At 74.1% G+C, this 26,446-nt stretch carries 20 protein-coding genes and 1 tRNA gene; 15 read left to right on the top strand and 6 right to left on the bottom strand.

The window, feature by feature from the left end; all coding sequences use genetic code 11:
- Positions 1 to 9 precede the first annotated feature (9 nt).
- On the bottom strand, positions 10 to 1,188 hold the full coding sequence (locus tag ACFCY1_RS28740) for an inorganic phosphate transporter (RefSeq protein ID WP_049658086.1): 1,179 nt from the start codon (positions 1,186 to 1,188) through the stop codon (positions 10 to 12).
- Between the two features lie 336 nt (positions 1,189 to 1,524).
- Here ACFCY1_RS28740 and ACFCY1_RS28735 point away from each other — a divergent pair, with 336 nt between their 5' ends.
- Complete coding sequence (locus ACFCY1_RS28735; protein ID WP_074001432.1) at positions 1,525 to 3,066, top strand: NlpC/P60 family protein; 1,542 nt, start codon at positions 1,525 to 1,527, stop codon at positions 3,064 to 3,066.
- A gap of 73 nt (positions 3,067 to 3,139) precedes the next feature.
- Here the strand turns inward: ACFCY1_RS28735 and ACFCY1_RS28730 are convergent, their stop codons facing one another.
- Positions 3,140 to 5,419, bottom strand: a complete 2,280-nt coding sequence (locus ACFCY1_RS28730) for an FdhF/YdeP family oxidoreductase (protein WP_375876492.1) — start codon at positions 5,417 to 5,419, stop codon at positions 3,140 to 3,142.
- 177 nt (positions 5,420 to 5,596) lie between these two features.
- Here ACFCY1_RS28730 and ACFCY1_RS28725 point away from each other — a divergent pair, with 177 nt between their 5' ends.
- Complete coding sequence (locus tag ACFCY1_RS28725; RefSeq protein WP_375876491.1) at positions 5,597 to 7,471, top strand: protein kinase; 1,875 nt, start codon at positions 5,597 to 5,599, stop codon at positions 7,469 to 7,471.
- 66 nt (positions 7,472 to 7,537) lie between these two features.
- Here the strand turns inward: ACFCY1_RS28725 and ACFCY1_RS28720 are convergent, their stop codons facing one another.
- Together ACFCY1_RS28720 and ACFCY1_RS28715 are read right to left on the bottom strand one after the other, a co-directional pair.
- A complete protein-coding gene (locus ACFCY1_RS28720; protein WP_375876490.1) occupies positions 7,538 to 9,478 on the bottom strand; it encodes an FAD/NAD(P)-binding protein in 1,941 nt (646 codons plus the stop codon).
- A complete protein-coding gene (locus tag ACFCY1_RS28715) occupies positions 9,475 to 10,428 on the bottom strand; it encodes an amino acid ABC transporter permease (protein ID WP_375876489.1) in 954 nt (317 codons plus the stop codon). The genes ACFCY1_RS28720 and ACFCY1_RS28715 overlap by 4 nt, the downstream gene beginning before the upstream one ends.
- Before the next feature lie 639 nt (positions 10,429 to 11,067).
- On the opposite strand from ACFCY1_RS28715, the gene ACFCY1_RS28710 reads away from it, so the two are divergent.
- The 8 genes from ACFCY1_RS28710 (at position 11,068) to ACFCY1_RS28675 (ending at position 18,948) form a co-directional block, all read left to right on the top strand.
- A complete protein-coding gene (locus ACFCY1_RS28710; protein WP_117489518.1) occupies positions 11,068 to 12,222 on the top strand; it encodes an LLM class flavin-dependent oxidoreductase in 1,155 nt (384 codons plus the stop codon).
- Positions 12,219 to 12,737, top strand: coding sequence for a GNAT family N-acetyltransferase (locus ACFCY1_RS28705; RefSeq protein ID WP_375876488.1), 519 nt, complete (start codon positions 12,219 to 12,221; stop codon positions 12,735 to 12,737). The genes ACFCY1_RS28710 and ACFCY1_RS28705 overlap by 4 nt, the downstream gene beginning before the upstream one ends.
- 10 nt (positions 12,738 to 12,747) lie before the next feature.
- On the top strand, positions 12,748 to 13,692 hold the full coding sequence (locus ACFCY1_RS28700) for an ABC transporter substrate-binding protein (RefSeq protein ID WP_375876487.1): 945 nt from the start codon (positions 12,748 to 12,750) through the stop codon (positions 13,690 to 13,692).
- Between the two features lie 28 nt (positions 13,693 to 13,720).
- Positions 13,721 to 14,734 carry an amino acid ABC transporter permease gene (locus tag ACFCY1_RS28695; protein ID WP_375876486.1) on the top strand — a complete coding sequence of 338 codons (1,014 nt, stop codon included), beginning with the start codon at positions 13,721 to 13,723 and terminating at the stop codon, positions 14,732 to 14,734.
- Positions 14,735 to 14,787: 53 nt separating this feature from the next.
- On the top strand, positions 14,788 to 15,540 hold the full coding sequence (locus tag ACFCY1_RS28690) for an amino acid ABC transporter ATP-binding protein (protein WP_049655467.1): 753 nt from the start codon (positions 14,788 to 14,790) through the stop codon (positions 15,538 to 15,540).
- 44 nt (positions 15,541 to 15,584) lie between these two features.
- A complete protein-coding gene (locus tag ACFCY1_RS28685; protein ID WP_375876485.1) occupies positions 15,585 to 16,565 on the top strand; it encodes an ABC transporter substrate-binding protein in 981 nt (326 codons plus the stop codon).
- A gap of 115 nt (positions 16,566 to 16,680) precedes the next feature.
- Positions 16,681 to 17,892 carry a serine/threonine-protein kinase gene (locus ACFCY1_RS28680; RefSeq protein ID WP_375876483.1) on the top strand — a complete coding sequence of 404 codons (1,212 nt, stop codon included), beginning with the start codon at positions 16,681 to 16,683 and terminating at the stop codon, positions 17,890 to 17,892.
- 204 nt (positions 17,893 to 18,096) lie between these two features.
- Complete coding sequence (locus ACFCY1_RS28675; RefSeq protein ID WP_375876482.1) at positions 18,097 to 18,948, top strand: fumarylacetoacetate hydrolase family protein; 852 nt, start codon at positions 18,097 to 18,099, stop codon at positions 18,946 to 18,948.
- Between the two features lie 75 nt (positions 18,949 to 19,023).
- Here ACFCY1_RS28675 and ACFCY1_RS28670 read toward each other — a convergent pair whose 3' ends face one another.
- Positions 19,024 to 19,758 carry a TetR/AcrR family transcriptional regulator gene (locus ACFCY1_RS28670; protein WP_074001443.1) on the bottom strand — a complete coding sequence of 245 codons (735 nt, stop codon included), beginning with the start codon at positions 19,756 to 19,758 and terminating at the stop codon, positions 19,024 to 19,026.
- A 119-nt stretch (positions 19,759 to 19,877) separates the two neighbouring features.
- Here ACFCY1_RS28670 and ACFCY1_RS28665 point away from each other — a divergent pair, with 119 nt between their 5' ends.
- The 4 genes from ACFCY1_RS28665 to ACFCY1_RS28650 all read left to right on the top strand — a co-directional run bounded on the left by ACFCY1_RS28665 (position 19,878) and on the right by ACFCY1_RS28650 (position 25,513).
- Entirely contained in the window at positions 19,878 to 21,602 is a 1,725-nt protein-coding gene (locus tag ACFCY1_RS28665) for a DUF885 domain-containing protein (protein WP_049657741.1), read from the top strand.
- A gap of 266 nt (positions 21,603 to 21,868) precedes the next feature.
- Positions 21,869 to 23,413: an MFS transporter gene (locus ACFCY1_RS28660; protein WP_375876500.1), complete on the top strand. Its 1,545-nt coding sequence runs from the start codon at positions 21,869 to 21,871 to the stop codon at positions 23,411 to 23,413.
- An 81-nt stretch (positions 23,414 to 23,494) separates the two neighbouring features.
- Entirely contained in the window at positions 23,495 to 24,427 is a 933-nt protein-coding gene (locus ACFCY1_RS28655; RefSeq protein WP_375876480.1) for a carbohydrate kinase family protein, read from the top strand.
- Positions 24,428 to 24,535: 108 nt separating this feature from the next.
- The gene (locus ACFCY1_RS28650) at positions 24,536 to 25,513 is read left to right on the top strand and encodes a trypsin-like serine peptidase (protein WP_375876479.1); all 978 of its coding nucleotides are present in this window, start codon (positions 24,536 to 24,538) and stop codon (positions 25,511 to 25,513) included.
- A 138-nt stretch (positions 25,514 to 25,651) separates the two neighbouring features.
- Here the strand turns inward: ACFCY1_RS28650 and ACFCY1_RS28645 are convergent.
- Positions 25,652 to 25,723: transfer RNA gene (locus ACFCY1_RS28645), tRNA-Arg, on the bottom strand.
- A gap of 223 nt (positions 25,724 to 25,946) precedes the next feature.
- On the opposite strand from ACFCY1_RS28645, the gene ACFCY1_RS28640 reads away from it, so the two are divergent.
- Positions 25,947 to 26,402, top strand: coding sequence for a response regulator (locus ACFCY1_RS28640; protein WP_375876498.1), 456 nt, complete (start codon positions 25,947 to 25,949; stop codon positions 26,400 to 26,402).
- Positions 26,403 to 26,446 lie beyond the last annotated feature (44 nt).

The following is a 26,446-nucleotide window of genomic DNA, read 5'->3' as shown; positions in this document are numbered from 1 at the left end:
CGGTGGCGCTCAGGCCGCGACGGTGGTCGAGGCGGGGGTGGGGGTGTTCGCGGTACCGGCCGGTGCGACCTCGACCGGGGTGACGTCGACGTCGTTGACGTTGTCCGCGCCGACCGGCTGGCGGCGGGAGATCACCCACATCGCGGCCGCGCCAGCCACCAGCACGGCACCGACCAGGGCGACGCCCCAGCTGCCCTGCTCGGCCAGCAGGGCGGCGCCGCCGGAGACCACCGCGGCGGCCGGCAGGGTCAGGCCCCAGGTGTAGACCATGCGGCGGACCAGGCTCCAGCGCAGCTCGCCCTTCGGGCCGCCGAGGCCGGCGCCCATGATGCCGCCGGAGCAGACCTGGGTGGTGGAGAGGCCGAAGCCCATGTGCGAGGAGGTCAGGATGACGGTCGCGGCGGCCGACTCGGAGGCGAAGCCCTGCGGCGGGCGGATGTCCGCCAGGCCCTTGCCCATCGAGCGGATGATCCGCCAGCCGCCCATGTAGGTGCCGAGCGCGATCGCCGCGCCGGCGGAGACGATCACCCAGGTGGGGGGCAGCGCGCCGTGCGGCAGGGCGCCGACCGAGACCAGGGTCAGGGTGATGATGCCCATCGTCTTCTGGGCGTCGTTGGTGCCGTGCGCGAGCGAGATCAGCGAGGAGGAGAAGACCTGGCCGGTCTTGAAGCCCTTCTCGGTGGTCGCGGTGTTGCCCTTGCGGGTGATCGCGTAGGCCAGCTTGGTGGCGCCCCAGGAGGCCAGTCCGGCGACGAAGGGGGACGCGACGGCCGGGATGAGGATCTTGGTGACCACGGTGTCGAAGTTGACGCCGCTCGTGCCGACGCCGACGATCGTGGCGCCGATCAGGCCGCCGTACAGGGCGTGCGAGGAGCTGGACGGCAGGCCGCGCAGCCAGGTCAGCAGGTTCCAGAGGATCGCGCCGGCCAGGGCGGCGAAGATGATCTCGGGATGGACGCCGGCCTTCTCGTTGACGATGCCGCCGGAGATGGTGGTGGCGACCTTCACGGACAGGAACGCGCCCGCGAAGTTGAGCAGGGCCGCGATGGTGACCGCGACCTTCGGACGAAGGGCCCCGGTCGCGATCGCGGTGGCGGCCGCGTTGGCGGTGTCGTGGAACCCGTTGGTGAAGTCGAAGGCGAGCGCCGTGATGATCACAACGGCTACCAGGAACGAGATGTGTTCCATACCCAAACAATCGTCGTAGTTGTCGCACGGACGTTGGTGACGTCGCGACCGTAGGTCTGCTTGGTAAACGGAAGGTGAACTGGGTCGGGAATCGTGGTTCCAATGGTTGACTCGCAGTGACCACTGGGTTTCGTCGGGGTGACATACGGCGCGCTGAACTGGACATTAGCGAAGAACGCGCCGGTTCGACCCGGTTTGCTGAGAGCTGTCTCACAGGTCAATCGAGAATTAACCTCCCAGTCCGCATGCGCCCTGTTTCCGGTGAGTAACCCGTGGGAGGATCTGCGGGATCCGGGAAGCCGGGACAGGGGCAGTGCGCGGCGGGGAGGACCAGCCATGGGCGGGGCGGGACAGAGAGCGGAGACGGCACGCGTACGGCCCTGGGTACGGGCGGCACTGCGCTGCGGAGCCGTCCTCGCGGCCGCGGCGCTCGCGCTGCCGGTCGGCGCGGCGGCCGCCTGGGCCGCACCCGACCCGGGAGCCGGGCAGGTCGTCGCCGGCGCGGACCCGCTCGCCGACGCCAAGGCCACCCTCGGCCCGCTGCTCGACCGGCTGCACGCGCTCTACCAGAGCGCCGAGGCCGCCACCGAGCAGTACAACGGCGCCGTCGCCAAGGCGGCGGAGCAGCAGACCTCGCTCACCGACCTCCAGGGCCGGCAGGACCGCCAGCAGAAGCAGGTCGACGCCGGCACCGACATCGCCTCCCAGCTCGCCGCCGCGCAGTACCGCAACGGGTCCGCCTCGGCCTACGCCGAGCTGCTGCTCTCCAAGGACCCGTACGAGGCGGTCGTCATCGCCGAGCTGCTCGCCTCGGCCAGCCGCTCGCAGTCGGAGTTCCTGGACAAGCTGAAGAGCGACCGGGACGCGCTGGACGGGCTGAAGAAGCAGACCGAGGAGGCGCTGAAGACCTCCCAGGCGCTGGTCGCCCAGCAGGACGCGGCCAAGGCCAAGGCCGCCTCCGACCTGGCCGCCGTCGAGCAGACGGTCGCCACCCTGACCGGCGCCCAGCGGGCCGAGCTGGAGCAGCTGGAGAAGGCCAAGGCGGACGAGGCGCAGCTCGCGTTCCTCGCCTCCGGGGCGCTCGGCAAGGGCGAGCGCACGCCCTCCCAGCAGGGGCGCGGGGCGATCGCCTTCGCGCTGGCGCAGGTGGGCAAGCCGTACCTGTGGGGCGGCACCGGCCCGGACGCCTACGACTGCTCGGGCCTCACCTCGCAGGCCTGGCTGCACGCCGGCCGGCCGATCCCGCGCACCAGCCAGGAGCAGTGGGCGCAGCTGCCGCACGTGGCGCTCAACCAGCTGCGGCCCGGCGACCTGGTGGTGTACTTCCAGGACGCCTCGCACATCGGGATGTACATCGGTGGCGGGCTGATCGTGCAGGCGCCGCGGCCCGGGGCGTTCATCAAGATCTCGCCGATCGGCTCGATGCCGATCCTCGGCGCCGTCCGGCCGGACCCGACCGGTGCGGCGGACGAGGCCGGCGGGGCCTGGAAGGTGCCCGACCTCCCGGCGAACTGGGACTCCGTGACGCCGATCGCGCCGAGCCCGGCCAACCAGGTGCCGGCCCCGCCGGCCACGGGCGGCACGGTGACGCCGCCGGCCGTGCCGGGCACGCCGACCGACCCGGGCACGCCGAGCACGCCGGGCGGCACCGGTACGCCGACCGACCCGGGTACGCCGACCGGCGGCACGCCGACCACGACCCCGACCACGACCCCGACCGGGACGCCGACCGGGCCGGGCACCCCGAGTGGGACCGGCACGCCCACCCCGACCGGGACGGGCACCCCGACGGGGAGCCCGAGCGGCACCGGTTCGGCGACCGCCACGGCCGCGGGCAGTGCGACGGCGACGCTGCCGCTGGGCACCCCGACGCACTGACGCGCCGATCAGGCCATGAGGAGGCCGCCCCACGTCACCGGACGCGGGGCGGCCTCCGTGCTGTCCGGGACGGCTACGCGCCGCTGTCGGGGGCGAAGCGGATCACGACCGCCTTGGAGGTCGGGGTGTTGCTGATGTCGGCGGTGGAGTCCAGCGGCACCAGCACGTTGGTCTCGGGGTAGTAGGCCGCCGCGCCGCCGCGGGCGACGGGGTAGTGGACGACCCGGAAGTGCGGGGCGCGGCGCTCCACCCCGTCGCTCCACTCGCCGACCAGGTCGACGTACCCGCCGTCGGTCAGCCCCAGCTCCTCGGCGTCCGCGGGGTTGACCAGGACCACCCGGCGGCCGCCCTTGATGCCGCGGTAGCGGTCGTCGAGGCCGTAGATCGTGGTGTTGTACTGGTCGTGCGAGCGCAGGGTCTGGAGCAGCAGCCGGCCCGGCGGGACCTCGGGGGCGGTCAGCGGGTTGACGGAGAAGTTGGCCTTCCCGGTCGCGGTCGGGAAGGTGCGGGTGTCCCGGGGGCCGTGCGGCAGGGTGAAGCCGCCGGGGCGGCGGACCTTCTCGTTGAAGTCCTCGAAGCCCGGGACGACGCGGGCGATCCGGTCCCGCAGGGTGTCGTAGTCGGTGGCGAAGTCCTCCCACGGCACGGTGTCCCGCGGTCCGAGCACGGTGCGGGCGAGCCGGCAGACGATCGCGGTCTCGGAGAGCAGGCCGGGGGCGGGCGGGCGCAGGCCGCCGCGCGAGGCGTGCACCTGGCCCATCGAGTCCTCGACGCTGACGAACTGGGCGCCGTGCGCGCTGACGTCCCGGTCGGTGCGGCCGAGGGTGGGCAGGATCAGGGCGCGGGCGCCGGTGACCACGTGCGAGCGGTTGAGCTTGGTGGAGACGTGGACGGTCAGCCGGCACTTGCGCATCGCGGCCTCGGTGACCTCGGTGTCCGGGGTGGCCGCGACGAAGTTGCCGCCCATCGCGAAGAAGACCCCGATCCGGCCGTCGCGCATGGCGCGGATGGTGTCCACCGAGTCGAGGCCGTGCTCGCGCGGCGGCTCGAAGCCGAACTCCCGGCCCAGGGCGTCCAGGAAGGCGTCGCCGGGGCGCTCGAAGATGCCCATCGTCCGGTCGCCCTGGACGTTGCTGTGCCCGCGCACCGGGCAGACCCCGGCGCCGGGGCGGCCGACGTTGCCGCGCAGCAGCAGGAAGTTGACCACCTCGCGGATGGTCGGCACGGCGTGCTTGTGCTGGGTGAGGCCCATCGCCCAGCAGACGATGATCTTCTCGGACTTCAGCACCAGCCGGCCGAGCTCCTCGATCTGCTCCCAGGGCAGGCCGGTCGCGGCGAGCACCTCGGCGCGGTCGGTCCGCCGCGCCTGGGCCTCGAACTCCTCGAAGCCGTAGCAGTGTTCGGCGACGAAGTCGCGGTCGACGCCGTCCTGCTCCAGGACGATCCGGTTCAGCGCGCGGAACAGCGCGAGGTCCCCGCCGAGGCGGATCTGCAGGAAGAGGTCGGTCAGCTTGGTGCCGTGGCCGACCAGGCCGCGCGCGTGCTGCGGGTTCTTGAACCGCTCCAGGCCGGCCTCCGGCAGCGGGTTGACGCTGACGATCGTGGCGCCCGCCCGCTTGGCGCGCTCCAGCGCGGAGAGCATCCGGGGGTGGTTGGTGCCCGGGTTCTGGCCGGCCACGATGATCAGGTCGGCCTGGTAGAGGTCCTTCAGGCTGACGCTGCCCTTGCCGACGCCGAGCGTCTCGGTGAGCGCCGAGCCGGAGGACTCGTGGCACATGTTGGAGCAGTCCGGCAGGTTGTTGGTGCCGAGCCGGCGGGCGAACAGCTGGTACGCGAAGGCGGCCTCGTTGCTGGTCCGGCCGGAGGTGTAGAAGGCGGCGCCGTCCGGGGTGTCCAGGGCCTTCAGCTCCTCGGCGACGAGCGCGAAGGCGTCGTCCCAGGAGACCGGCGTGTAGTGGGTGGCGCCCTCGTCCAGCAGCATCGGCTGGGTGAGCCGGCCCTGCTGGCCCAGCCAGTAGCCGGAGCGCTCGGCCAGGTCGGCGACCGGGTGGGCGGCGAAGAACTCGGCGCGGACGCGGCGCTCGGTGGCCTCCTCGGCGACGGCCTTGGCGCCGTTCTCGCAGAACTCGGCGGTGTGCGGCTTGTCCGGCTCCGGCCAGGCGCAGCCGGGGCAGTCGAAGCCGTCCTGCTGGTTGACCTTGAGCAGGGTGGCCAGGGTGCGGCGGGCGCCCATCTGCTCGGCGGCCATCCGCAGGCTGTGGCCGACGGCGGGCAGCCCGGCGGCGGCGTGCTGGGGCGCGGACACCTCGGGGGCGTCCTGCGCCGGGTCGCTCTGCGGGGCCTGCTTGGCCATGGCCGCTCTCCTCGGGCTCTGCTGGTGCGTACCGCCGCCTTCGTGCGGGGGTTCGATTCCATCCTTCCACCTGGCCGGGGGCCGGGGGAGGGGGCGGGCGGGGAGGGGCGACGGCGGGGCGAAGGGCGGCGGCCGGCGTCGGTAGAGTCTGGGCGTCATGGCGGGAGGGGAGCGCGCGTGCGAGTCGGGGACGTCCTGGACGGCCGGTACGAGCTGGTGGAGAAGCTTGGGCAGGGCGGGTTCGGGGTGGTGTGGCGGGCCGAGGACACCCGGATGGGGCGGCCGGTGGCGGTCAAGGTCATCGGGCACCACGGCGGCGACCGGGCGAAGGCCGCGCTGCGGTTCGTCCGGGAGGCCGGCGCGGCCGGCAACCTCTCGCACCCGCACATCGTCACGGTGCACGACCTCGGGCAGTGCGAGCTCGGCGGCGAGGAGGTCACCTACCTGGTGATGGAGCTGCTCACCGGCCGCACCCTCACCGAGGTGCTGGAGGCGGGGGTGCCCGAGCCCGGGCTCAGCCTGCGCTGGGGGCGGCAGATCAGCGGCGCGCTGGCCGCCGCGCACGACGCGGGCATGGTGCACCGGGACATCAAGCCGGACAACGTGATGATCACCGACGCCGGGCACCTGAAGGTGCTGGACTTCGGCATCGCCCAGTTGGACACCGGCGCGGGCGGGCTGACCACCACCGGGACGATCGTCGGCAGCCCGGCGTACATGGCGCCCGAGCGGTGGACCGGCGGCCGGGTGGACGGGCGGGCCGACCTGTACGCGCTGGGCTGCGTCCTGGTCGAACTCTTCACCGGGGCACGGCCGTTCGGCGGGGACTCGACGCCGGTGCTGATGTACCAGCACCTCAACGAGGTGCCCGCGCCGCTGGACCCGGCGCAGTTCGGGCTGCCGCCGCAGGTGGCCGGGCTGGTCGCGGAGCTGCTGGCGAAGGACCCGGCGGACCGGCCGGCCGACGCCCGTACGGTCGAGCGGCGGCTCGCCGAGCTGGCCGGGTGGGCGGGCGGCCGGGCGGGTGCGCCGGCGCCGGTGCCGACGGTGGTGGAGCGTCCGGCACCGGTGGTGCCGCCTCCGCCGAGCGCCCCGCCGGTCGTCCCCGCGCCCGCCGTTCCCCCGCCCGCCGTGCCGCCCGCAGTTCCCCCGCCTGCCGTTCCCCCGCCTGCCGTTCCCGTTCCCGCCGCGCCGCCCGCCGTCCCGTCGGTGCTGCCGCCGCTGACCACGCCGCCGGTGACGGCCGCGCCGCCCTCCGAGGCCGTACGGGCCGGGCTGCGCGAGCGCCGGTCGGCCGCGTACCGGGCGGCGACGGCCGGCGAGTCGGCGATGCTCCTGCAGACCGTCGCCCAGGAGTGCGTGACCGTGCTCGGCGCGAGCGACCGGGACACCCTGTGCACCTGGCGGGACTTCGCCTGGTACCTCAGCCGGACCGGGGACCTGAACGGCGCGATCCGGCTGCTGACCGCCCTGGTGGGCGACATGCGCTCGGCGCTCGGCCCGCTCGACCCGGACACCCTCGGCGCCCGCTACCACCTGGTCTGGTGCGTCGGCGAGAGCGGTGCGCCGATCACCACGATCCGGCTGATGCACGAGCTGCTGCCCGACCTGCACGCCGCCTGGGGCCCGTACGACCCCCGGGTCCTGAAGGCCCGGCACGACCTCGCGCTGCACCAGGCCAACCGGGGTGACCCGCAGGGCGCGGTGATCCAGCTGCACGGGCTGCTGCCGGACCTCGCCCGGGTGCTGGGCGAGCAGCACCCGAGCACCGTGCAGGCCTGGCAGGACCTGGCCGGGTACCAACGGCAGCTGGCCGAGGCCGGCCGCAAGGGGCCGGGGCCGCGCCGCCGGACGCCGCGGATGAGCCCGATGGAGGCGCTGGTGCTGGTGCGGCGGCTGCGGGTGTGGGACTTCGCCACCGACGAGCAGGCCCGGGCCTGCATGGACGCGCTGGACCGGGGGATCGGCCTGAAGGGCGTCGCGGACGTGGTGTTCGACGCGCCGGACCACGTCTCGGACGAGGACCTGGTGGAGGAGATCTTCGGAGCCTGAGCGCCGCCGCCACGGCGCCCAGGCCACGCCGGTGCCGTCGCCGCGGTGCTCAGGCCGATACCGCCGTCACCGTGCGCACGCCGCCAGCGCCGGGGCGGCCGCCGGGAGCGCGGCCAGGGCCCGGAGCAGGGCGCGGGCGGCGGCGTCGTTCTGCCGGAAGCCGGGGGCGTCGGTGCGGGGGCGGGCGAAGGCGGCGGCCGCGCGCAGGCTGGTGTGCGGGCCGAGGGCGGTGCGGCGCGGGTGCGGGGCGCCGCCGAGGGCCGGGTCCAGCAGCCGGCTGTCGCCGGCGGCGATGGTGACCAGGCCGGAGCGGTGGGTGTAGTCCGGGTCGGTGACCACCTCCTCGACGATCCGTCCGGTGCGGTGCAGTTCGCCGAGCACCGGGTCCAGGGTGCGGGCCAGCGCGTGCTTGGGCAGGTACGCCTCGACCAGGGCCGTCGCGGTGACGTGGTGGCCGGGCACGGTGGCGCCGGAGGCCCGCCAGGTGCCGCTCGCCTCGTCCCGTTCGATCCGTACGTCCGCGCCGAGGAAGCGCACCACCCCGGCCTCGGAGAGGGCGAGCAGCTGGCGCAGCCGGAACCCGGGCGGGCCGGAGGCGAGGAAGCTGAAGTAGCCGAAGAACCACTCGTCCACCTCCTCGGCGAGGGAGCGGGCGGTGAGCCGGCCGCTGGCGACGACCCGGGGGAGCCGGCCGAACAGCGAGAGCAGGGCGAGGAAGGCGCCGAGGTCGGCGCTGTGCGCGGGGTCGGCGCGGCGGTCGGCGTCGGCGGTGACGTACCCGCGCAGGTGCGCCTGGAGCTCCTCGTCGGTGCCGAGTTCGAGCCCGGCCAGCGGGTGGTCGAGCCGTTCGAAGTCGATCCGGTCGGCCGGGTCGGGGACGGCCTCGGCGACCAGGGCGGCGAGTTCGGGGGAGTACCAGGCGTGCCGGTCGTAGCGGGCGAGGAACTCCGGCCAGGGCAGGGCGGTGCGCCCGGGGTGGGCGTGGAACAGCTCGTGGTAGTGCCCGAAGGCGATCTCCTTGGCCATCAACGGCCAGAAGTCGCGCCGCAGTTCGAGCTGTCCGCCGGTGGCGAGCACGGCGTCCACGGCGGCCTCGTCGAAGTACCGGGGGAGCGGGGCGGGCGGCCCCTGGAGCCGGTAGCCGGTCTTGGAGTGGTACGGGACGCCGCGCCGGGAGCCGAGGTGGAGCACCGGCTCGCGGCCCGAGGGGTGGTAGCGCAGCGCGGGCCCGTCCCCGGTGGGCTCGAAGCGGCCGCCGCGGCCCTCGGTGAGCAGGGCGACCAGGTCCACCGAGGCGAGGCCGAGGCCGCGCAGCAGCACGTGTTCGCCGGGGGCGAGGGCGGCCAGGTCGTCGGCCGCGTCGGCGGAGTAGGCGGGCGGGAGGTGGAAGCGGTCGTGCCGGGCGGCGAACCGGGCGTCGGCGGCGTAGCGCGGGTGCGGGACGGAGTCGAGGTGGCCGAGGGTGAGCACGACGTGGTCGGCGGCGAGGGTCCGGTCGCCGAGGCGGACGGTCTGCGGGCCGTCGGCCGGGCCCTCGATCCGGTGGACGGTGTCGCGGTGGACGGTGACCGTGACGTGCGCCGGCAGTTCGGCGACGGCGCGGCGGAACACCCAGTCCAGGTAGGCGCTCTGGGCCCGGCGGGTGGGGAAGTCGGTGGGGGCGAGGGTGCGCAGCTCGGCCCGGACGGCCGGGTCGGCGACCTCCCGGTAGGGCGCGAACTCCTCCTGCCGGGGCGCCCATTCGGCGAGCGAGGGGCCGGGGCGGACCGGTCCTTCGAGGGTGGAGCGCTCGTCGGTGAACATGGTGACGTCCTCGGCCATCGAGTTCATCCGCAGCAGCGGGGACTGGTCGTGGCGCCAGATCCGGCCCGCGCCCGGCGGGTACGGGTCGACCAGGTGGATCGCCAACGGCCGCTCGGCGGGCAGGAGTTCGGCGGCGTTGGCGGCGATCCGCTCCAGCAGCCCGGTGCCGCGCGGGCCGGCGCCGACGATGACGAGCTCCGTCATGCCCGCACCACCTTGACGAGGGCCGTGCGGGCCCGCTGCAGCGGCGTGGGCGGCAGGCCGTCGCGGGTGGCGCCCCGGGCGAAGCGGCGCTCCACGTAGTACTGCCCGATGGACAGCAGGGTGGTGACCACCAGGTACCAGATGGTGGCGACCATCAGCATCGGGATGACCTGGTACGACTGGAGGTAGACCAGCTGCACCGAGTAGAGCAGGTCGGAGACGGCCAGCACGCTGACGATGCTGGTGCCCTTGAGCGCGCCGATCAGCATGTTCCCGGCGGTCGGCACGATCGCCCGCATCGCCTGCGGCACCACGATCCGGCGCAGCACCCGCCACCGGCCGAGCCCGAGCGCGGCCGCCGCCTCCAGCTGGCCGCGGTCGACGGAGAGGATGCCGCCGCGGATCACCTCGGCGGCGTACGCGGTCTCCAGCAGGGTGAGGCCGATGACGGCGGTGAGGGTGGGGCCCATCAGGTTGACGGTCTTGACCGTGACGAACTCGGGGCCGAACGGGATGCCCAGGCCGAGGGTCGGGTAGAGCGCGCCGATGTTGAAGAAGAACAGCAGCTGCACCAGTGGCGGGGTGGAGCGGAACACCCAGATGTATCCCCAACTGAGCGTGCGCAGAACGGGGTTGTCGGACAGTCGCATGGTGGCGAGGACGGTGCCGAGCACGAAGCCGAGGGCGAGGGTGGCGGCGGTCAGCCAGAGGGTCAGGGCGAGGCCGTCGAGCACGGAGCGGGCGGTGAACCAGTCGGCGACCACGCTCCACTGGAAGGCCTTGTTGCGGACCACCGAGTTGACCGCCATCGCGGCCAGCAGCAGGGCGACGGCGGCCGCGGCCCACTGGCCGGGCTTGCGGCGGGCGACGATCCGGGCCTCGGGGGCGGGCGGCGCGTCGGGGCGGTCGAGGAGGGCGGGGGCGGGCAGGACGTCCTGCGGGGTGGCCATGGCGGCGGCTCCTGGGCGGAGTGCGGGCGGGAAGAGGTACGGCGGTGGTCACGTACGGGGGCGGCGGCCCGTGTCCCTCAACACGGCCGGCGCGTGGCACTGCACTCCGCGTCGATCGTACGCACGCGCGATCGACGGCTGTCAAGGGTGGTCGGGGGTGCCGGACGGCTTCGTCGAAGCGCGTCGAAAAACCGACAGGAGATCGCAACAGTGCGGCAATGATGGATGGTTGACGTACCGATCGGCCGACTGTTCAACTTGGGGCCATGTACGCCGAGCAGCCCCTGGTCACCCGCGACCACATCGACTTCGGTCGGGTGTGGTCCGCGGCGTGTCGCGGCTGACCCGGCAGCGGGCCGCCCGTCCGGCCTGATCCCCCGGCGGGGAGAGCCCTCCCTCGGACCGCCCCGTCGCGGCCGGATCCGTCGTCGACGACCGGCGACGCGTCAGGCCCCCGCTGCCGCCGATGACCCCGCACTGCGCTCCGGCCCTCCCGCGCTCCGGCCCTCCCGTCGTCCGGTACCTCCGCTCCCGCACCCCTCCCACCGTCACCCGCTCGACGGCCGCCCCGCCGCGGCCGCCTCCGGTGCCGCCCACCCGCGGTCCACCGGACCTCCACCCACCCCGAAAGGTTCCGCCATGCCCGTCGAATTCCTCGGCATCGCCGCCACCGGCGACGGTTCGGAGACCACCGCCCGCACCACCGCCGCCTTCGACCGCGACTACACCCTGCGGCTGGCCCGGGCGCACGAGGACCACGGCTGGGACCGGGTGCTCTTCGCGTACGGGGCCGGCGCCCCCGAGCCGGCGGCCGCGGCGGCCTTCCTCGCCTCGCACCTGGACCGCCTCCAGATCCTGCTGGCGCACCGGCCGAACGTCTCCTACCCGACCTTCGCGGCCAAGACCTTCGCGACGCTCGACCGGATCAGCGACGGCCGGCTGACCGTCCACTTCATCACCGGCGGCAACGACCACGAGCAGCAGCGCGAGGGCGACTTCCTGACCAAGGACCAGCGCTACGAGCGCACCCGCGAGTACATCGGCATCGTCAAGAAGGCCTGGACCAGCCGGGAGCCCTTCGACCACGAGGGCCCGCACTACCGCTTCAACGACTTCGTCTCGGACGTCTTCCCCGTGCAGCAGCCGCGCCCCGGGGTCTCCTTCGGCGGCTCCTCGGACGCGGCCTACGCGGCCGGCGGCGCCGAGGCGGACGTCTACTGCCTGTGGGGCGAGCCGCTGGCCCGCACCGCCGAGCAGATCGAGCGGGTGCGGGAGGCGGCCCGGGCCGCCGGGCGCACCGACGTGCCGCGGATCCAGGTGGCGTTCCGGCCGATCATCGCGCCGACCGAGGCGCTGGCCTGGGAGAAGGCGCACCGGACGGTGGCCGCGATCCGGGCCCGCCGGGGCGCCGACCGGCCGGGGACCACCCCCGAGGCCGTGACGCCCGAGAACACCGGCTCCCGGCGGCTGATCGAGATCGCCGAGGCCGGCGAGCGCTACGACCGCGCGCTGTGGACCCCGACCGCCGCGGCGACCGGCGGGGCGGGCAACTCCAACGCGCTGGTCGGCACCCCGGAGACGGTCGCCCAGGCGCTGCTCGACTACTACGACCTCGGCGTGGACATCCTCTCCGCGCGCGGCTACCACCTGCTGGACGACGCGATCGACTTCGGCCGGTACGTCATCCCGATCGTCCGCGAGGAGGTCGCCAAGCGGGACGCCGCCAAGGCCGGGGCCGCCCGGGCCGAGCGGGCCGAGCGCGACCGCCACCAGCTGATCGCGGCGCAGGCGTGAGCGCGGCCGGCGGGTGGGAGTTCCGCAAGGCGTCCGTCGACGACCCCCTGGTCGAACCGCTGCTGCGCGAGCTCACCCACGAGTACGTCACCCGGTACGGCCCCGAGGCGCACCAGGAGATGACCCGCTACCCGGGCGAGGCCTTCGCCGAGCCGCACGGCGTGCTGCTGCTCCTGCTGGAGGACGGCGAACCGGTGGCCGGCGGCGCGTACAAGCGCTACGACGAGCGCACCGCCGAGGTGAAGCGGATGTGGACGCACTCCGCGCACCGCCGCCGGGGCCTGGCCCGCCGGGTGCTGGCCGAGCTGGAGCGGACGGCCGTCGCGGCCGGCTACACCCGGTTCTACCTCACCACCGGGCCGCGCCAGCCCGAGGCCAGGAACCTCTACCTGGCGGCCGGCTACACCCCGCTGTTCGACGTCTCGGCCGATCCGCTGACCATCGGCCCGCTCCCCTTCGAGAAGCGGCTGCCAGTCCTCGGACCGCAGTCGCCCGTTCTGGCCCACACTCCCTGAAAGGCCCCCCGTGAGAACCAGCACCGTCCGCCGCCGCCTGCTCGCGACCGCCGCCCTGCTGCCGGTCCTGGCCCTGGCCGCCTGCGGCTCGGACCCGAAGATCGCGGGCGCGGCGGCGGGCGGTCCGTCCGCCGCCGCCACCGAGGACCTCGTCTCCGGCCTCAGGACCTCGCAGGCCGCCGCCGCGCTGCTGCCCGAGGACGTCCGCGCCGCCGGCACGATCAGGTTCGGTTCGTCCTTCGGCACGCCGCCCAGCGCCTTCTACACCGACCAGGCCGACCGGAAGCCCGCCGGGATCGACGTGGACTTCACCGACGCGGTGGCCAAGCTGCTCGGCCTGACCGTGCAGCGCGAGCAGGCCGCCTTCGAGACCATCCTGCCCGCCCTGGACAGCGGGAAGTACGACGTCGGCACCGGCAACTTCGGGGTCACCGCGGCCCGGCTGAAGACCATCGACTTCGTCACCTACATCGACGACGGCCAGGGCTTCGCGGTGAAGAAGGACAACACCGCGATCCAGCCGGTCACCGACCTGGTCCAGCTGTGCGGACTGACCATCGGCACCGGCGCCGGCACCACCTTCGAGACCACCCTCAACAGCCGGAAGAGCGTCTGCACCGACGCCGGGAAGAAGCCGTACGAGGTCAAGGCGTTCAGCGAGAGCGGCGCCCTGCTGACCAGCCTCCAGCAGGGCCGGGTGGACATCGAGATGTCCACCATCAACGGCCTGCGCCACCAGGTCGCGCAGGAGGCCTCCGGGACCCGCTTCCTCAACGAGTTCCACCGCCTCGACGTCGGCTTCGCCCTGAAGAAGGGCTCGAAGCTCGCCCCGGCCCTCCAGGCGGCGGTCAACCAGCTGATCAAGGACGGGACGTACGAGCGGATCCTGCGCAAGTGGGGGGTCGCCGAGTCGGCGATCAAGGAGTCGCAGATCAGCCCGCCCGAGCACGCCTGAGCGCCGGCCCGAGCGAAGGAGACCCCCGATGACCACCGCCACCACCGCCACCACCGGGACCAGCGCGGCCCCGCCCAGCCGGCCGGCCCCGGCCGCCGCCCTCGACCTCGACCGGCTGGCCGGCCTGCGCACCGTCCCCGCCCGGCACCCCTGGCGCTGGGCCGCCGGGATCGCCGCGCTGGTCGTGCTCGCCCAGTTCGCCCACGGCCTGGCCACCAACCCCGGCTGGGACTGGGCCACCTTCCGGCTCTACTTCACCGCCGACACCATCCTCCGGGCGATCGGACGGACCCTCGAACTCACCGCCTACGGCACGGTGCTGGGCTTCCTTCTGGGCACCGTGGTGGCCGCGATGCGGCTGTCCCGCAGCGCGATCCTGCGCTCCATCGCCTGGGCCTACGTGTGGGTGTTCCGCTCGATCCCGCTGATCGTCCAGCTGGTGTTCTGGTTCAACCTCTCCTACCTGTACAAGCGGTTCGGGATCGGCATCCCGTTCGGCCCGACCTTCGGCGAGGTCGAGACGGTCGGCGTGCTCAGCGCGCTCGGCGCGGCGGTGCTCGGCCTCGGGCTGCACCAGGCCGCGTTCGCCGCCGAGATCATCCGCGGCGGCATCATCGCGGTGGACGCCGGCCAGCGCGAGGCCGCCGCCGCACTCGGCATCCCGCGCTGGCGGCAGGGCCGGCGGATCGTGCTGCCGCAGGCCATGCGCGGCATCCTGCCGGCCGCCGCCAACGAGGTGATCTCGCTGCTCAAGGGCACCTCGGTGGTCTACGTGATGGCCATCGGCGAGCTCTTCTACCAGGCCCAGGTGGTCTACGGCCGCACCGGCCGGGTGGTGCCGCTGCTGATGGTCGCCACCGTCTGGTACGTGCTGCTGACCACCGTGCTCTCGGTCGGCCAGTACTACGTCGAGCGCCACTTCGCCCGCGGCGCCCAGCGCACCCCGCCGCCCACCCCGTGGCAGCGTGTCCGGGCCTTCGCCCGGAGCCTGCCGGACCGCACCCGGCCCGCCGCCGCCCGTACCCCCGGAGGACAGTCGTGACCACCCTGACGAAGCCCGAGCCGAGCCCGGCCGCCCCGACCCCGGCCGCCCCGATGGTGCAGGTCCGCGGCCTGCACAAGAGCTTCGGCCGGCTGGAGGTGCTGCGCGGGGTCGACCTGGACGTCCCGGCCGGCTCGGTGACCGTGGTGCTCGGCCCGTCCGGCTCCGGCAAGTCCACCCTGCTGCGCGCGATCAACCACCTGGAGAAGCTGGACCGCGGCCACGTCGCCATCGACGGCGAGCTGATCGGCTACCGCCGCTCCGGCGACCGGCTGTACGAGCTCAAGGAGCGCGAGGTGCTGCGCCAGCGCACCGGCATCGGCTTCGTGTTCCAGAACTTCAACCTGTTCCCGCACCTCACCGTGCTGGAGAACCTGGTCGAGGCGCCGGTCTCCGCGCTGCGCCGCCCCCGGGCCGAGGCCAGGGCGACGGCGCTGGCGCTGCTGGAGCGGGTCGGGCTGGCCGACAAGGCCGCCGCCTACCCCCGGCAGCTGTCCGGCGGGCAGCAGCAGCGGGTGGCGATCGCCCGGGCGCTGGCGCTGGAGCCGAAGGTGCTGCTGTTCGACGAGCCGACCTCGGCGCTCGACCCGGAGCTGGTCGGCGAGGTGCTGGACGTCATCAAGGACCTGGCCCGCAGCGGCACCACGATGATCGTGGTCACCCACGAGATCGGCTTCGCCCGCGAGGTCGCTGACACCGTGGTCTTCATGGACGGCGGCGTGGTGGTCGAGCAGGGCCCGCCCGCCGAGGTCCTGGACCGGCCGCGGCACGAGCGCACCCGGGCCTTCCTGGCCAAGGTCCTCTGACCCCCTCTTTCCCCAACCCCCCTTCACCGAGCAGGAGTTCCGCCATGTCCCTACCCCGTCGCGCCCTCGTGACCGCCGCCGCGCTCACCGCAGCCCTCGTCCTGGCCGGCTGCGGCAGCGGCGCCACGGGCGCGGCGGGGGAGCTCGCCCCGGCCAAGGGCAGCACCGCGCCGGACGGCACGGTGGTGAACCTGTCGCCGAATCAGGAACGGGTCACCACGCCCAAGGTCGACGCGATCGCCGCGTTGGTCCCGGAGGAGATCAGACGGAAGGGGACGCTAAGCGTCGTCGACTCCATCGGCTCCACCCCGCCGCTGGACTTCTACGCCAACGACGACAAGACCATCATCGGCGTCGAACCGGACCTCGCCCTCCTGATCGGCAACGTGCTCGGCCTCAAGGTCGAGTTCAACCCGGTCTCCTGGGAGAACATCTTCGTCGGCCTGGACAGCGGCAAGTACGACGTCGGCCTGTCCAACATCACCGTCACCGAGGCGCGCAAGGAGAAGTACGACTTCGCCACCTACCGGCTGGACGTCCTGGGCTTCGAGGCGAAGAAGGGCGGCGGCCTCAAGGTCACCGGCCCCAGGGACCTCGCGGGCAAGGCGGTCGGCGTCGCCACCGGCACCAACCAGGAGAAGCTGCTGGTCTCCTGGAGCGAGGAGAACGTCAGGAATGGCCTCAAGCCGATCGACATCAAGTACTTCCAGGGCACCGAGTACTACCTGGCGCTCTCCTCCGGCCGGATCGAGGTCTACACCGGCCCCAACCCCAGTCTGGCCTTCCACGCCGTGCAGACCGGCGAGACCGAGGTCGTCGGCACCTACTCGGGCGGCGGCGCGGACGTCCTCGGCAAGATCGCGGCGACCACCCGGAAGGACAACGGCCTGGTCAAGGCGTTGAACGGGGCGATCGACGAGGTGATCAGGAACGGCACGTACGGGCAGGTGCTCAAGCGCTGGGGCCTGGACAACGAGGCCGTGAAGAGCTCCGAGATCAACCCGCCCGGACTGCCCAAGCCGTAGCCATCGGAAGTGGGCCCGGCTCGTTCACCCGTTCGTCCCCGCCCGCCGCTATGGTGACCCCTCCGACCCCTCCGGCGGCGAACGCCGAGCGGGCGCGGTCGGGTTGGGGGAGGGAATGGAGAAGGGCGAGGTGCTCGGCGGCCGCTTCCGGCTGGAGCAGGAGCTGGGCCGGGGCGGCTTCGGCGTGGTCTGGCGGGCGACCGACACGACCATCGACCGGCCGGTCGCGGTCAAGGTGCTGCTCGCCGAGCACGCCACCGACCGGGAGGCGGTCAGCCGGTTCGTCCGCGAGGCCCGGACGGCCGGCGGCCTCAACAACCCGCACATCGTCACCGTGTACGACTACGGGTGGACGGAGTCCGGCTCCGGGAAGATCCCGTACCTGGTGATGGAGCTGGTCCGCGGCCGGGCGCTGTCCGAGGTGCTCAAGGACGGCCAGCCGGACCACAAGCAGGGGCTGCGCTGGATGCGGCACGTGTGCAAGGCGCTGGACGCCGCGCACCGCTCGGGGATCGTCCACCGGGACATCAAGCCCGAGAACGTGATGATCGTGGAGGACGGGGAGCGGGCCAAGGTCCTGGACTTCGGCATCGCCCGACTGGTCACCCAGACCGTCCGGCTCACCTCCACCGGCAACGTGGTCGGCACCGTCCCGTACCTGGCGCCCGAGTGCTGGTCCGGCGGCCCGGTGGACGGCCGGGCCGACCTCTACGCGCTCGGCATCATGCTGTACGAGGTCTGCACCGGCACCCGCCCGTTCCGCGCCGCCTCGGCCGCCGAGTACATGTACAAGCACCTGGAGGAAGTCCCGCCCCGGGTGCGCGGCAAGGACCCGGCCCTGGCCGGGCTGGTCGCCGAACTGCTCGCCAAGCGGCCCGGACAGCGGCCGGCCGGCGCCGCCGAGGTGCTGGAGCGGCTGCGCGCCATCCGGCCCGGGATGCTGCGCCCGGACGACCCCAGCCCGGAGCAGCTGCGCCGGCGGGCCGACCGGGCCTGGCGGCACGGGGAGGCCGGCGAGGCCGCGGAGGCGGTGGAGATCCTCACCGCGCTCGTCCCCGACTTCGCCCGGATCTGCGGCCCGGAGGACCCGCGCACCCTGCGCACCTGCCACGACCTGGCCCTCTGGCTGGCCCGGGACGGCAGCCCGGGCGCGGCCGCCGCCCTGCTGGACGAACTGGCCCAGGTGCCCGGTGCCACCCCGGAGGCCCGGGCGGACGCCCGGCGCGACCTCGCGCACTGGCAGCGGGAGGCCGCCCGGCTCGGCCCGGGCCGGCCGCGGGCCGTCGCCCTGGCGGCGCTGCTCGGCGGCGGCGCGCAGGACGGCTGAGCCGCCTCCGCACGGTCGGCCCCCGGGGTGTCAACCGTGCGGGCCGCCGAGCCGGGGCGGCGGCCGGAGCGCCAACCGGGAGGATTTCGCCCATCGGGACGGTCTGGCCCGCCGCCCCGGCGCGTTGGTATACCTCGTTGCCGGACTCGGGAGCGGCCTCCGGGCCGCCCCGGTGAGCTGCGACGAAAGGCTGGTGACGGATCGATGAAGCTCCTGCGCGTCGGACCCGCGGGCGCCGAGCGCCCGGTCGTCCTGGGTGAGGACGGCACCGCGTACGACCTCTCGGGGCGGACCCGCGACCTCGACGGGGCCTTCCTGGCCGGGCTGGACCCGGCCGCACTGGCCCGGGACGCGGCCGCCGGCGTCCTGCCGGTGCTGGACCTCGACGGCCTGCGGGTGGGCGCACCGGTGCCCCGGCCGGGCAAGGTGGTCGGCATCGGGCTCAACTACCGCGACCACGCGGCCGAGGCCGGGGCCGCGATCCCGGCCGAGCCGGTCATCTTCCTCAAGCCGGGCTCCACCGTGGTCGGCCCGTACGACGAGGTGCTGGTGCCGCGCGGCGGCGAGAAGACCGACTACGAGGCCGAGCTGGCCGTCGTGATCGGCCGCACCGCCCGCTACCTGGACTCGCACGCCGAGGCGGCCGGGGTGATCGCCGGGTACACGATCGCCAACGACGTCACCGAGCGGGCCTTCCAGTTCGAGCGCGGCGGCCAGTGGGACAAGGGCAAGTCGGCGGAGACCTTCACCCCGCTCGGGCCCTGGCTGGTCACCCCCGACGAGGTGGCCGACCCGCAGGCGCTGACCCTGCGGCTGTGGGTCAACGGCGAGCGGCGGCAGCACGGCAGCACCGCGGAGATGGTCTTCCCGGTGCTCGAACTGGTCCGCTACGCGAGCCGGTTCATGGTGCTGGAGCCCGGCGACGTGGTCATCACCGGCACCCCGGCGGGGGTCACCCTGGGCCGCCCCGGCACGCCGTACCTCGCCCCGGGCGACGTGGTCGAGATCGAGGTCGACGGGCTCGGCCGCCAGCGCCAGGTGCTCGGCAAGGCGTAATCACGCAGGCCGCCCCGACCCTTGGCACGGGGGTCGGGAGGGGCGCCGGGACCGCTCGGGTGCGGCCGCGCCGCCTTAGGAGCCGCCGCCCAGCACCGCCCGCAGCCGCTCCGCCCGCTCCGGCCGCGGCCCCTCCAGCGCCAGCACCCCCGCCAGCACCTCGGCCGTCTGCGGGTCGTGCAGCGCCGTCGCCGCCGCCATCGCCGTGAACTGGTCCACCAGCCAGTCGCGCAGCTCCGCCACCGGCAGCGCGCGCCCCTCGTCCAGCCAGCTCAGCGACGCGCCCTCGACCACCGCGATCCAGGAGCGCACCAGCAGCGTCAGCCGCGGCCCGGCCTCCCGCACGCCCAGGTGGCGCAGCGTCCGGCGCAGCGCCTCCCGCCGGACGTCGTCCACGATCGCCGAGGTGCGGGCCGTCTCCACCACCGAACCGCCGCGCAGCAGCGCCGAGTAGCCCGCGTCGTGCTCGGCCACGAAGGCGAAGTAGCCGTCCAGCACCGCCGACAGCTGCTCGGACGGCGTCCCGCTCAGCCGCAGCGCGAAGCGGCTGCTCAGCTCGTCCGCCGCGGTGCGCAGCGCGGCCTCGTACAACTGCTGCTTGCCGCCCGCGAAGTAGCGGTACACCAGCGGGCGGGAGGCCCCGGCGGCCTCGGCGACGTCGTCCAGGCCCACCTCCTCGGGCGGCCGGGAGGCGAACAGCTCCAGGGCGACCGCGATCAGCTGCTCGCGCCGCTGCTGGACCGGCAGCCGCCGGTAGCCGGTGCGGCGCGGGCGCGGCTCGGGTGCGGCCGGGGCGGGGCTGGCTTCCATGGCGGCCAAGCGTAATGGGCGCCGGACGGATCGGATCCGGTCGCGCCGAACGGATTTTCGCAGGCGAACCCGGCTCGCAAAGGGGTTGCAAAGCTGCCGCGCCACGAAATGATGTCCGAATGCGTGAAGAACTGATCACCGCCGACGGCGCCACCCCTCGCCGCATCGCCGACGACCACGTCCGCGAACTGGCCGAGCTCGACCCGCTGACCGCGGTGTACCTCGGTCTCAACCTTGACGACGACCGGCTTCCCGACCTCTCCCCGGCCGGTCCCGAGGCCGTCGCCGACCTCGCCCGCCGCACCCTGGCGAAGCTCGACGAGGCCGAGCGGGCCGGTGCCGCCGACGACGAGGCGGAGCGCCGCTGCGCCCGGCTGCTGCGCGAGCGGCTGACCGCCGAACTCGCCGTCCACGAGGCGGGGGAGAACTTCCGCTCGCTGCGCAACCTGGGCTCCCCGGTGCACGACGTGCGGGAGTCCTTCACCCTGATGGGCACCGACACCGAGGCCGAGTGGCAGGTGATCGGCCGCCGGATGGCGCGGCTCCCGGAGGCGTTCGCGCAGTACCGGCGCACGTTGACGGAGGGCGTCGAGCGCGGCCTGCTGTCCGGCCCGCGCCAGGTGGCCACGGTGCTCGGGCAGTTCGCCGAGTGGCTGGGCGAGGACGCGCCCGCCGCCGAGCGGGTGCCCGGCGCCTGGTTCGGCACCTTCGTCCAGGGCGCGCCGGAGGGTCTGCACCCCGAGCTGTCGAAGCACGCGGTGGCCGCCGCCGAGGCGCTGGCGGAGCTGCGGGACTGGCTGCGCGACGTGTACGGCCCGGCCGCGGCCGGCGCCCCGGACACCGCGGGCCGGGAGCGCTACGTCCGCTGGGTGCGCTACTGGACCGGTGCCGACCTGGACCTCGACGAGGCCTACGCCTGGGCCTGGAGCGAGTTCCACGACCTGCTGGCGCAGATGGAGACCGAGGCCGAGAAGGTCCTGCCGGGCGCGGGTCCGCTCGCGGCGATGCGCTGGCTGGAGTCGGACGGCCCGGCGATCGAGGGCGCCGAGGCCGCCCGGGAGTACCTCCAGGGCCTGATGGACCAGGCCGTCCGGGACCTCCAGGGCACCCACTTCGACCTGGCCGAGCCGGTCACCCGGGTCGAGTCGAGGATCGCCCCGGCGGGCAGCGCCGCCGCGCCGTACTACACCGCGCCCTCGCTGGACTTCAGCCGTCCCGGGCGGACCTGGCTGCCGCTGGTCGGCCGGGACCGCTTCCCGGTCTGGGACCTGGTCTCCACCTGGTACCACGAGGGCGTCCCGGGCCACCACCTCCAGCTCGCGCAGTGGAACTACGTCGCCGACCGGCTCTCCACCTACCAGGTGAGCCTCGGCGGGGTGAGCGCCAACCTGGAGGGCTGGGCGCTGTACGCCGAGCGCCTGATGGACGAGCTCGGCTACCTCACCGACCCGGGCCACCGCCTGGGCTACCTCAACGCGCAGATGATGCGCGCGCTGCGGGTCATCGTCGACATCGGCATGCACGTGGGCCTGGACTTCCCGGCGGACTCCCCGTACCGGCCGGGCGAGCCGGTCGCCCCGGAGCACGCCCGGGAGTTCTTCGGCCTGTACTGCGGCCTGTCCGCCGACTTCCTGGACAGCGAGCTGGTCCGCTACCTGGGCCTGCCCGGCCAGGCGATCGGCTACAAGCTGGGCGAGCGCGCCTGGCTGCGCGGCCGGGCGGCGGCGAAGGCGGCGCACGAGGCGCGCGGCGAGGAGTTCGACCTCAAGGCCTGGCACATGGCGGCGCTCTCGCAGGGCTCGCTGGGGCTGGACGACCTGGTCGAGGAGCTCTCGGCGCTCTGAGCCACCACGCGGCGCGAGCCGTGGAACCAGGCCCCCGGGACTCGGTCCGCAGTCCCGGGGGCCTGGTTCTTTTGTCCCGAAGGTCTGATTTGGTGAGGTTTTTCCTTGCCATCCGTCCGGAGCGGGGTTTGGCTGGAAGGCGACTGCGTGACCTCTCCGCCCCACTCCGGAAGGCTCGACCAGTGACTGCGAGAACCGTCGCCGGTCATGAGGACGCGGACCGCCGCCGCTGGTGGGCGCTGGCCGTCATCGCCACCGCCCAGCTCATGATCGTGCTCGACATCACCATCGTGAACATCGCACTGCCGTCCGCCCAACGGGACCTGGGCATCTCGGACGCCGACCGGCAGTGGGTGATCACCGCCTACACGCTGGCCTTCGGCGGCCTGCTGCTGCTCGGCGGCCGGCTGGGCGACCTCTTCGGCCGCAAGCGCGTCTTCACCGTCGGCCTGCTGGGCTTCGCCCTCGCCTCCGCCCTCGGCGGTGCGGCGGTCGGCCCCGCCATGCTCTTCGGCGCCCGCGCCCTCCAGGGCGCCTTCGGCGCCCTGCTCGCCCCCTCCGCGCTGGGGCTGCTCTCCACCACCTTCTCCGATCCGCGGGAGCGCAGTACGGCCTTCGGCATCTTCGGCGCGATCGCCGGCGGCGGCTCCGCGATCGGCTTCATCGCCGGCGGCCTGCTGACCGAGTACCTGGACTGGCGCTGGTGCCTGTTCGTCAACGTGCCGATCGCCGCCGTCACCGCCTTCGCGGCCTTCAACGTGCTGAAGCGCGACCACGTCGGGAAGGGCCGCCGGCTGCGGCTGGACCTGCCCGGGGCGCTGCTCGGCTGCGGCGGCCTGCTGGCGATCGTCTACGGCACCTCCGAGGCCGTGACCAGGGGCTGGGGCGACGGCCTGGTGATCGGCCCGCTGGTCCTGGGCGTGGCGCTGCTCGCGGCGTTCGTCCTGGTCGAACGGCGCACCGCGCACCCGCTGCTGCCGCTGCACATCGTCGCCGACCGCAACCGCGGCGGCGGCGCGCTCTCGGTGGGCCTGGCGATGGTCGGCATGTTCGGCCTCTTCCTGTTCCTGACCTACTACCTCCAGGCCATCAAGCACTTCTCGCCGATCGTGTCCGGCCTGTCCTTCCTGCCCATGACGGTCGCCATCGTGCTGAGTTCGACGGGCTTCGCGGCCCGGATGATGACCAGGGTGCCGTCCCGGAACCTGATCGGCCCCGGCCTGCTGCTCGCCGCGGGCGGCATGGCCTGGCTGACCCAGATGCGGGTGGACAGCCCGTGGGCCGGCATGGTGCTGCCCGCCGAACTGCTGATCGGCTTCGGCATGGGCCTGGTGTTCATGCCGGCCATGAGCCTGGCCACCCTCGGGGTCGCCCCGAACGAGGCCGGCGCGGCCTCGGCCACCATCAACTCGGCGCAGCAGGTGGGCGGTTCGGTCGGCACCGCGCTGCTGAACACGGTCGCCGCGAGCGCCACCGCGAGCTTCCTGGCCACCCGGATCGCCGCCGACCCGGCGGTGCGCGCCCAGGGCGCGGTACACGGCTACGTCGTCGCGACCTGGGTGGCGATGGGCGTGCTGCTGGCGGCCGCGCTGGTCGCGGTGCTGATGATCGACCACCGGCCGACGCCGGTCGCGGCCACCGCCGTCGAGGCCACCGTCGTCGAGGGCGGGGCGGCATCGGCGTCCGCCGTACGGGCGGTGGACGGGCGGCCGAGCCCGCGGGCCGTGGCCCGGGCCGACGTCCGGGCGAACGTCGAGAGCGGGGCCGAGGTCCGGGCCGAGGCGGGTCCGGAGCGGCCACCCGCCGATTGAAATTTGCAGCAAGTCCTTGCAGTCAACCTCCGGCGCCTGCTTGACTCCTGGGCACTGCCCAGGGACCAAGGAGGCGCCGCCGTGCTGCCCGAGACCGTGCCGTCCAGTGCCACAGCGCCCGAGTTCGACCTGCTCGTCGTCGGCGGCAGCGGCGTGGACACCATCGTCCGGGTCGAGCGGCTGGAACTCCCGCCCGGCGACTCGCGGTTCGTCGAGCCGGTGCGGGACTACGTCGGCCACACCGGCAACGGCGTCGCCCTCGGCGCCCACCACCTCGGCCTGCGCACCGCGTTCATCGACTTCCTCGGCGACGACCCCCAGGGCGACCTGGTCCGCGCCCACTACGCGCGCCACGGACTGCACTTCGCGCACCTGGTGAGCCCGTACGGCACCCCGCGCGGGGTCAACCTGGTGGACCCGGAGGGCCGCCGGTTCTCCTTCTTCGACGGCCGCCACCCCGCCGACCTGCGGCTGCCGCGCGACTTCTGTCTGCCGTACGCCGAGCGCAGCCGGCACGTCCACCTGTCCATCACCGGCGTCAACCGGGACATGTACGGCGACCTGCACCGCCTCGGCCGCACCACCTCCACCGACCTGCACGACTGGGACGGCGCCGACCCGCACCACCGCGACTACGCGCTCGGCTCCGACCTGGTCTTCCTCTCGGTGGCCGGCTGCCGCGGCCGCCACGAGGAGGTGATGCGCGCGATCCTCGCCGAGGGGCGCGCGCGGGTGGTCGTCGCCACCGCCGGCGCCGAGGGCTGCCACCTGCTCACCCGGGACGACCCGGCGCCGCGCCGGCTGCCGGCCGTCGACCCGGGCCGTCCGGTGGTGGACACCAACGGCGCCGGGGACGCCTTCGTGTCCGGCTTCCTGTACGCCTGGTTCCAGGGCCGCCCGCCGCTGGACTGCGCCCGGGCCGGTACGGTGGCCGGGGCCTTCGCCTGCACCGCCGCCGGGACGCACACCGCTTTCGTCGGAGCCGCAGAACTGGACGCGGTGCTGACGCGCTGACGGTATTTCTCATCGAGCTCCAAGGAGCCGGTCACGCCCTTTCCAGGCTGAGGCGCCATAGTCGTTCACCGAACGACGCCACCGACCGCCCCGGCAGGAGAGACAGGCATGGGCAAGCACCGCCGCGAGAGTTCGCGCCGCCGCAGACTCCTGGCCCCGTCCCTGTTCACCGCGCTGTCCGCGGTGGCGGTCGCCGCGGTGCTGACCGGGACGCACGGGCTGGACCTGTCCGACACGACGGCCGCCGGGAAGGCGGCCCGCAGCACCCGTGCCGCCGTGCCCGTCCCGGCCACCGACCCGGCGGCGGTCGCCCCGCCCGCCCCGGTCGCGGCCCCCACGCCCTCCGCGGCCCCGACCGCCGACCCGACGGCCACTGCGACGGCCACCCCCGCCGCCGCGCCGGCCGCCCCGACCACCACCGCCGCCGACGTCGCGCTCGGCACCACCGCCCCGGCGCCGGCCGGCGACCGTGAGACCGGGACGGTCGGCGCGCTGTTCAGCGGCACGCCGACGGCCGGCGACCACTTCTGCACCGCCAGCGTGCTGCACAGCGCCACCGGCAACCTGCTGCTGACCGCCGCGCACTGCCTCAGCAGCACCGACGGCGTCACCTTCGCCCCCGGCTACCGCGACGGCTCCGCCCCGTACGGCACCTGGCGGGTGACCGCGATCCACACCACCGCCGGCTGGTCCCAGAAGGGCGACGAGGACGAGGACTTCGCGATCCTGGAGACCGCCCCCAGCAACGGCCGCAACGTCGAGGACGTGGTCGGCGGCAACCGGCTGGGCACCGACGAGCCGTTCGGCGCCACCGTCCGCCTCTACGGCTACCCCGCCGACGCCGAGGCGCCCGTCCTGTGCACCAACACCACCGGGCAGCAGAGCGCCTACCAGCGGGTCGTCCACTGCCCGGCCTACCCGGGCGGCACCAGCGGCGGCCCGTGGATCAACACCGCCACCGGCGACGTGATCGGCGCGATCGGCGGCTACCAGCAGGGCGGCGACACCGACGACATCTCGTACAGCGCCCTCTTCGACCACACCATCGCGGACCTGTACACCCAGGCCGAGGCGGCCGCCTCCTGAGACACCGGGCCCGGACCCGGCTCCACCCGGACCCGGCTCCACCCGGGCCCGGACCCGGTCGCGCGTCCGCATACGACAAAGGCCCAGATCCGTGGATCAACTCCACTGATCTGGGCCTGACTTGCACTTCCTGCGAAGTGCCCCCGGTAGGATTCGAACCTACGCACCCGCCTCCGGAGGGCGGTGCTCTATCCCCTGAGCTACGGGGGCCTGTTGGCCTGTCGGTCGCTCGCGCTTCCGACGTGAGAACAGTACCAGGCTCCGGCGGTGGTCCGTGCACGGGTTTCCCCGAAGATCGTCCGGGCCGCGGATCGGGCCGCGAATCGGGCGGCGGATCGACCCGGGGATCGGGCCGTGTGCCGGGTGGGGGCGGAAGTGCCCAAAGGCCGGACGGGGCGGCGGGGCCGCCGATACCCTCGGTGAGGTGTCGGGAGTGTCCGGGCGGGTCCTCGTGGTGGACGACAGCGAGGTGATCCGCCAGCTGATCAGGGTCAACCTGGAGCTCGAGGGCTTCGAGGTGGTGACCGCCGCCGACGGCGCCGAGTGCCTGGAGGTCGTCCGCCGGGTGCGGCCCGACGTGGTGACGCTGGACGTGGTGATGCCGAGGCTGGACGGCCTGCGGACGGCGGCCCGGCTGCGCGCGACCCCGGACACCAGCCGGCTGCCGATCGCGATCGTGAGCGCCTGCACCCCGGCGGACCTCGACCTGGGGGAGACGGTCGGGGTGGACGGCTACCTCGGCAAGCCCTTCGACCCGGCCGACCTGGTGGCCCTGGTCCGGCGCCTGATGGGGCTCGCGGAACAGTCCGCCGGGCCGTCCGGCTGGCGCCGTGCCGGCCCGTCCGACGCAGTTCGCCCTGAGCGAACAGAGCGGACGGATCGCGGCTGAGACCCGGTAACCACGGCGCACCGGCGTCTCAACCGGTAAACCGG

Origin of the sequence: Kitasatospora sp. NPDC056273 (assembly GCF_042268845.1) — a bacterium.
Lineage (GTDB): Bacteria > Actinomycetota > Actinomycetes > Streptomycetales > Streptomycetaceae > Kitasatospora.
The sequence above is the reverse complement of the archived record's forward strand: the minus strand, read 5'-3'. Positions and strand labels throughout refer to the sequence as shown.